The organism is Arhodomonas sp. KWT, from assembly GCF_010993615.1.
In genome coordinates this window covers 1-5484 of record NZ_WNXE01000037.1, presented here as the reverse complement: position 1 = coordinate 5484, position 5484 = coordinate 1, and the positions used below count along the sequence as shown (strand labels likewise).

Sequence of the window (5484 nt, the reverse complement as noted above, 5' to 3'; positions counted from 1 at the left end):
TGCAATAATAACACCGGTATACGCTAACAATTCTCGTTTGCGTTTTTGCCGATCGCGCTATAGCCTTGTGCCATTCGATCGAGGCCTTCACGGGGAGGGAGGAGGATGTCGGGTACGGGCGACGACGAGGCCCTGCCGCGGACGCCACCGCGCGGCGACCGGGGCGGCGGCCCGCGCCGGATCGACGCACGCTGCCTGCTCGGCAGCGCCGGCGAGGCCATCATCGTGCACGGGCGGCAGGAATACCGCCTGCGGCGCACCAACAGCGACAAGCTGATCCTGACGAAATGACCCCGCACCCCGCGGGGGAGGACAACCCACTCGAGTCCGAGCCAGCCAGTGCCGCGTCCCCGTGGCCGCCAGCCAGGACCGCGGAACCTGATCGGGAGACAGGTTATGCACGGCTGGACGAAAACGGGAACCGGTGCGGCGGTCATGCTCGCGCTCACGGCGGCCGCAGCGGCGGCGGATAGTGACGATGTGGCGCCCCCGCTGGAGCTGGATTACATCTCGGTGACCGCGATGCGTACGCCCATCGAGGCCTTTGACTATCCGGGGATGGTGAGCGTGGTGGATTCCGGGACGATCCGTGAGCGCCAGCCGTCGACGCCGGACGACATCCTCGGCGATCTGCCGGGGGTCGAGTTCACCGGCGGGCCCCGGCGTACCGGCGAGGTGCCCAGCATCCGTGGGCTCGCCGGGGCGGACGTGGTGGTGACCCTGGATGGCGCCCGCCAGAATTTCCTCTCCGGCCACGACGGCCGGTTCTTCGTCGACCCCTCGCTGCTGCGCGAGGTCGAGGTCGTTCGCGGCCCGGCCTCCTCGCTGTACGGCAGCGGCGCGACCGGGGGTGTCATCGCCCTGCGGACCCTGCGCGCCGAGGACCTGCTCGCCCCGGACGAGCATGCCGGGATATGGCTGCGCGGCGGCTACCAGGGCGTGAATCACGAGCGCCACGCCGGGGTTACCGCCTATGGCCGGCCGCGGGACGATCTCGGCGTGCTCGCCAGCATCACCCGCCGTGATTCCGGCACCATCGAGCTGGGTGACGGCAACGAGCTGACCAACAGCGACGACGACATCGTCTCCGGCCTCGCCAAGGGGCGCTGGCAGCCCGACGAGGACAGCGAGGTCGAGCTCTCGTTCCAGCGCTTCGACAACGACGCCCGCGAGCCTAACAACGGCCAGGGTGCCGGCGACGAGAACTCGGTCGCCAAGGATATCCGCGCGGATACCGCGCGGCTGCGCTACGCCCACGACGACCCGTCCGATCCCTGGGTCGATCTCGCCGTCAGCCTCTACCGCAACGAGACCCGGGTGGACGAGCGCCGCCTGGACGACGACGGCCTCGGTCCCGAGGGCGAGCGCCTGCGCCGCCACCTGGATACCACCGGTCTGCGCCTGGACAACAGCTCGCAGACCGCGTTCGCCGGGGCGGAGACGACCGTCACCTACGGCGTGGAGGGCTACCGCGACGTCCAGGATGGGGGCGATGCCAGCGGCGAACGCGCCGGCGTGCCGGACGCCGAGTACGACTTTGCCGCGGTGTTTGCCCAGGCGGAGTTGCGCTGGAGTGCGCCCGGCGGCATGCCCGGCGAGCTGCTGCTGATACCGGGCGTGCGCTACGACCGCTTCAAGGCGAGCGCCGACGACGTGGACGAGGACCTCAGCGACGACGCGGTCTCGCCGCGGCTGGGCCTGACCTGGAAGCCCACCCGCGGGACCATGCTGTTCGTCAACCGTGCCGAGGCCTTCCGCGCGCCCACCCTCGGTGAGGCCTATCCCAGCGGTACCCATTTCCAGATCCCCCTCGGGGCGCCCTTCGGCACGATCACCAACCGCTTCGAGAGCAACCCGGACCTCGAGCCCCAGCGCACGCAGACCTGGGAGTTCGGTGGCGGACTGCGGTTCCCGGACGTCCTCGTCGACGGCGACCGCTTCGGGATCAAGCTCTCCCACTACGAGATCCACGGCGACGACTTCATCGACACCCAGGTCCGCCAGCCATCGCCGTTCGCGGACTGCAACCCCGCGGTCCCCGGCGCCTGCGACGGCACCACCCGCTCGGTGAACGTCGCCGAGGCGCGGTTGTGGGGCGACGAGATCGAGGCCCACTACCGTGTCGGCCGGCTGCGTACGAGCCTCGGCTTCTCGCGCATCGACGGCGAGGACGAGCGCACCGGCGAGAAGCTCGGCGTGCTCACGCCGCCGCAGGTGAGCCTGTCCGCGCGCTACGAGCTGCCGGCGACGGATACCACCGTCGGTGCCCGGCTGCTCCATGCCGCGGAATTCGACGAGGTGGACGACCCGTCCGAGGAGCGGGCCAGCTACACCGTGGTGGACCTCTCCGCTACCTGGCGGCCGCGACGGCCGGCCCTGCGCGGGCTGACGGTCCGTCTGGGCGTCGATAACGCCTTCGACGAGGCCTACTCGCGAACCTACACCGGTGCCGCCGAGCCCGGGCGCAACGTCAGGATCGCGCTGGGGTACCGGCTGTCATGGTGAAGCGACCGCAGCACCCACGCCCCGGGCGTCCCGGACGCACCGTGCTGGTGGCCGCGGGCGTCCTCGCCGTGCTTGCCGTGCTCGCGGCCAGCGGCGTGCGCGCCGCCGATCGGCCCGAACGCGTGGTCGCCATCGGCGGGGCGGTCACCGAGATCGTCCACGCCCTCGATCGCATGGACGCGCTGGTCGCGGTGGACAGCACCAGCACCTATCCGCCCGAGGCGACGACGCTGCCGGACGTCGGCTACATGCGGCGGCTCTCCGCCGAGCCCATCATCGCCCTGGCGCCGGACCGGGTGATCGCGATGGCCGATGCCGGGCCGCCGGTGGTCTTCGAACAGCTGCGGGAGGCGGGCATCGCCGTCACCCGGGTGCCCGACCGGTCGAGTCCCGGCGGGGTGCTGGAGAAGGTGCGTGTTGTAGCCGGTGCCCTCGGTGTCGAAGGCCGCGGGCGGCGGCTGGTTGCGCGGCTGTCCGCGGACTTCGCGGCCCTGCGCCGCCGTGTCGCCGATACGAGGACGCGCCCGACGGTGCTCACCCTGATCGCCGCCGGCCCGGGTAACCTGATGGCCGCCGGGAGGGGGACGTCCGCCGAGGGCATCGTCCGACTGGCCGGCGGCAGGGGCGCCGTTACCGCCTACAGCGGTTTCCGGCCGCTGTCCGCGGAGGCGGTGATCGCCGCCTCCCCGGACTGGCTGCTGCTCACGCGCCGTGCGCTGGACGCGCTGGAGGGGCGCGAGGGGGTGCGCGCGCATCCGGTGCTGGGCGCGACACCGGCGGCCCGGCAGGGGCGCGTCGTGTCCATGGACGCGCTGTTGCTACTGGGCTTCGGGCCGCGCACGCCGGCCGCCGCGGGACGGCTGGCGGAGCGGCTGCATCCGGCGTCCTCCGGCGGAGACCGCTGACGGTGGCGGCGGTGGTCACGGCCGCGGACACCGGTGGGGATGCCCGGGAGCGGCGCCGGGTCATCGCGATCGCTGCCGTGTTTGCCGCGTTGTGGGGCGCGACCATCCTGGCCGGCCTGTCCGTGGGTGCGGTGGCCGTTCCGGCGGACGAGGTCGTGACCATCCTCGCCCGGAGCGCCGGCCTGCCGGTGGCGCCGGCGGTGCCGGCGCACGAGACCGTGGTGACCGTGATCCGTCTGCCCCGGGTGGTGCTGGGCACGGCCGTGGGCGCGGCGCTGGCGCTGGCCGGGGCGGCCCTGCAGGGGCTGTTCCGCAATCCGCTGGCGGACCCGGGGCTGATCGGTGTATCCACCGGCGCCGGGCTGGCGGCGGCCACCGCCATCGTCTTCTCCGCTGCGCTCACCGCGGTACTCCCCTTCCTGACGCCGGTGCTCGCGGTGCCGGCGGCCGCCTTCGCCGGTGGACTGGCGGTGACCTTCGCGGTCTACCGCATCGCCAGCACCGAGGGGCGCACGGACATCCCCACCCTGCTCCTCGCCGGCGTGGCGGTGAACGCCATCGCCGGCGCCGCGATCGGGCTGTTGGTGTTCGTCAGCGACGACCAGGCCCTGCGGGACCTCAACTTCTGGATGCTCGGCAGCCTTGGCGGGGTCACCTGGGCGCGGTTGGCACCGGTACTGGCGTTCATCGTGGTGCCGGCGCTGGCGCTGATGCGCTTCGCCGGGGAGCTCGACGCCCTGCTGCTGGGCGAGACCGAGGCGTTGCACCTGGGCTTCGAGGTCGAGCGTTGCAAGCGCCGGATCATCGCCCTGTGTGCCCTGGCGGTGGGGGCCGCGGTGGCGCTGACCGGGGTGATCGGCTTCGTCGGCCTGGTCGTGCCGCATCTCGTGCGCCTGAGCGTGGGCGTGCGTCATCGCCTGGTGCTGCCGCTCTCCGCCGTTCTCGGTTCGGCCCTGGTGCTCGCCGCCGACCTGCTCGCCCGCACCATGGTGCTGCCCGCGGAGCTGCCCATCGGGGTGGTGACCAGCTGCATCGGCGGGCCGTTCTTCCTGTGGCTGCTGATGCGCCGCCGTGGCGGTGAGGACGGCTGGTGCTGAGCGGGCGCGGGATCGGCGTTGCCCGGGGCGGCCGGGTGCTGCTCGCCGGGGTGGACATCGCCGTCGCCCCGGGGGAGACGGTGGCGTTGATCGGCCCGAACGGGGCGGGCAAGTCGACCCTCCTGCGCGTGCTCTCCGGGGCATTGCGGCCGGACCGGGGGGCCGTGTCGCTGGACGACGTGCCGCTGGAGGACTGGCATCGTACGGCGCTGGCCCGCCGGCGGGCGGTGCTCCCGCAGGCGCCGGCGCTCGGCTTTGCGCTGACCGTGCGCGAGGTGGTATCGCTCGGGCGCAGCCCCCACGCGGGAATGGGCAGGCGGGCGGACGACGTCCGCATCGTTGACGCGGCGCTGCGCCGGGCCGGCGTGGCGCACCTCGCCGGGCGCGCCTATCCGGGACTCTCGGGCGGCGAGCGCCAGCGCGTGCAGCTCGCCCGCGTGCTCGCCCAGATCGTGCCGGCGCCCGGCCGCGGCGAGCCCGGCGGGCGCTACCTGCTGCTGGACGAGCCCACCAACAACCTGGACATCGGTCATCAGCAGCGCATCGTGGCCCTGGCGCGGCGGCTCGCGCGCCGGGGCGGCGGTGTCCTCGCAGTGCTCCACGACCCGAACCTGGCCGCCGCCTGTGCGGACCGGCTGGTGGTGCTCGCCGGTGGCACCGTGATTGCCGCCGGCGCGCCGTCGGCGGTGCTGGACAGGGCGCTGATGCGCGAGGTCTTCGGCGTGCGGGTGCGCGTGCACCTCGACGCCGCCAGCGGCCGGCCGTTCGTGCGGCCGGCGTGAGCGGTTACGCTGTGTCCCCAACAACACCCGTTGCTGACCATGGAGGTCGTCATGTTCATCGCAATGAACCGGTTCAAGGTGCGCCACGGTCATGAGGAGGAGTTCGAGCGCATCTGGCGCGAGCGCGACTCCCACCTCCAGGAGGTGCCGGGGTTCATCGAGTTCCACCTGCTGCGCGGCCCGGAGGCGGAGGAC

General features: G+C 72.9%; 6 protein-coding genes. All 6 read left to right on the top strand.

From position 1 onward, the window contains the following. Positions 1 to 105 precede the first annotated feature (105 nt). Positions 106 to 291, top strand: coding sequence for a hemin uptake protein HemP (gene hemP, locus G7A99_RS08465; protein ID WP_018718057.1), 186 nt, complete (start codon positions 106 to 108; stop codon positions 289 to 291). A 105-nt stretch (positions 292 to 396) separates the two neighbouring features. Then, positions 397 to 2505: a TonB-dependent hemoglobin/transferrin/lactoferrin family receptor gene (locus G7A99_RS08460; RefSeq protein ID WP_163139523.1), complete on the top strand. Its 2109-nt coding sequence runs from the start codon at positions 397 to 399 to the stop codon at positions 2503 to 2505. Then, positions 2499 to 3410 carry a hemin ABC transporter substrate-binding protein gene (locus tag G7A99_RS08455; RefSeq protein WP_018718059.1) on the top strand — a complete coding sequence of 304 codons (912 nt, stop codon included), beginning with the start codon at positions 2499 to 2501 and terminating at the stop codon, positions 3408 to 3410. The genes G7A99_RS08460 and G7A99_RS08455 overlap by 7 nt, the downstream gene beginning before the upstream one ends. Positions 3411 to 3412: 2 nt before the next feature. Further along, positions 3413 to 4507: an iron ABC transporter permease gene (locus G7A99_RS08450; RefSeq protein WP_163139521.1), complete on the top strand. Its 1095-nt coding sequence runs from the start codon at positions 3413 to 3415 to the stop codon at positions 4505 to 4507. Then, positions 4501 to 5289: a heme ABC transporter ATP-binding protein gene (locus tag G7A99_RS08445; protein ID WP_163139519.1), complete on the top strand. Its 789-nt coding sequence runs from the start codon at positions 4501 to 4503 to the stop codon at positions 5287 to 5289. The genes G7A99_RS08450 and G7A99_RS08445 overlap by 7 nt, the downstream gene beginning before the upstream one ends. A 39-nt stretch (positions 5290 to 5328) precedes the next feature. Then, positions 5329 to 5484: antibiotic biosynthesis monooxygenase (locus G7A99_RS08440; RefSeq protein WP_371807604.1), on the top strand; the 156-nt coding region annotated here is incomplete at its 3' end.

Bases quoted from the DNA above. Each gene is read 5' to 3' on its own strand.
- G7A99_RS08460 (WP_163139523.1), top strand. From the start codon at position 397: ATGCACGGCTGGACGAAAACGGGAACCGGTGCGGCGGTCATGCTCGCG.
- hemP (WP_018718057.1), top strand. From the start codon at position 106: ATGTCGGGTACGGGCGACGACGAGGCCCTGCCGCGGACGCCACCGCGC.
- G7A99_RS08455 (WP_018718059.1), top strand. From the start codon at position 2,499: ATGGTGAAGCGACCGCAGCACCCACGCCCCGGGCGTCCCGGACGCACC.